Source organism: Bacillus sp. P4_D3 (assembly GCF_056401855.1).
The window spans coordinates 1-1439 of the sequence record NZ_JBFUIN010000758.1 but is presented as its reverse complement, the minus strand read 5'-3'; the positions used below and the strand labels follow the sequence as shown (position 1 = coordinate 1439).

Genomic DNA, 1439 nt, shown 5'->3' with positions numbered 1-1439 from the left:
CATCTGAACTTAGTACATCCTGTGCTTTTGTCACATCGGTATCGAGATCTTTAAGTTTTTTATCAAGCTGTAATTTAAGATCTGTTAATTCATTAATCTGACGTTGTACAATGTCTTTGTTCGTCATAGCCATTTCTTGAAGAACTTCAAGTCTATCCACAAAACCTTCTTTATCTTCTTTATTGTCTACAAACGCTTTTAATGTTGGATAATAGCTAGTAAATTTAGTTACAAACCCTTTATTTTTTGAATTTAATAGAATTAAATGCGGATAAAGTTCTGATGACCATTCCTTCATATCTTGCTTGATTAGGAATTGATTTGTATTTAAAGCTGGGACTTCCTCAAGCTGTACATTAGGACTCATTAAAGCTTGATCAATATATGTTTGGATTAATTTAGATTGTGCACCTAATTTTCGTAAGGATGAGGAAATATCCGTATTCTCTTGTTGCGCTTCTGCCTGAACGATTGGCATTGCGAGAGTATTGATAGGAATAGTCGCCCCAGTTACTATTGATGTTATTAAAAAACCTTTAATTATTTTATTTTTCATTCCGTACACCTCTTCACTATTGTCTGTTTATAATCTTATACATACATCTTGAACGACCTAACGCTAGGCTCTTTTCTTGCACATACTTGAGGAAGGAGAATTCTTTCGGATAGAGAGTGTTAAACCCTCGTTATTATTTACTTTTTATAGAATGTAAGGACCTTACTTYCCCCTCATTTAAATACTATGTTTTTCACAAGTAAACAATAAAAGTTCATCACCTATATTTGAATTAGCTGTCAAATGAATAGTATAATATTGATTTTTCTCTGGAGTTGCTGCTTGACTTACAGGAGCCCAGATAGATAAACTCGTTGTTCCTAAAGCTAACCCTGCCATGACCTTTTTGATAATAATTTCATAATATCTCCTAGTTTTGTCGGCAAGGCCCTACAAGATTACAAAAGATGAAATTATACTGTACATTGCTTATACTTTTATCACGGAATAAAATCATTTTTGCTATGTAGAAACTTAAAACACTTTTTTCAAATGTGATACTTTTGAGATTCTAGACCCTTTTAGAAATGAACGAATATTATGATAATTAATTTCGACATAATGTTACTTGCAACTTTAGTGCACATTTATTATTGTAATCTTCTCCCCCTCGAGTGGTCATACCAATTGCACCTTTATTAAAACATCAATTTTTTAATACGTAAATAGTAGAATTTTGTCGATTATATTCAATAATTCGACTATCGAGTATTAATGTGAATGAAAATGTTATACTTATAAAATGATTTTTTAATATAATTTAAGTAATTATAGCAGTTACAACTTGATATACTTAGTTAAAAAGGAGTTATTTTAACTATATAAAAAATAGCTAATATAATTTGAATTTTGTTTAATATAATTTAATCACACTCTGCATATC

General features: G+C 30.1%; 2 protein-coding genes. Both read right to left on the bottom strand.

Annotated features, from left to right (window positions below):
• Positions 1-556: HBL/NHE enterotoxin family protein (locus tag AC1DTM_RS26375; protein WP_477001272.1), on the bottom strand; the 556-nt coding region annotated here is incomplete at its 3' end.
• Between the two features lie 177 nt (positions 557-733).
• Positions 734-895 (bottom strand): hypothetical protein, encoded by a 162-nt coding sequence (locus AC1DTM_RS26370; RefSeq protein ID WP_165762435.1) that lies wholly within the window; start codon positions 893-895, stop codon positions 734-736.
• Positions 896-1439: the final 544 nt, after the last annotated feature.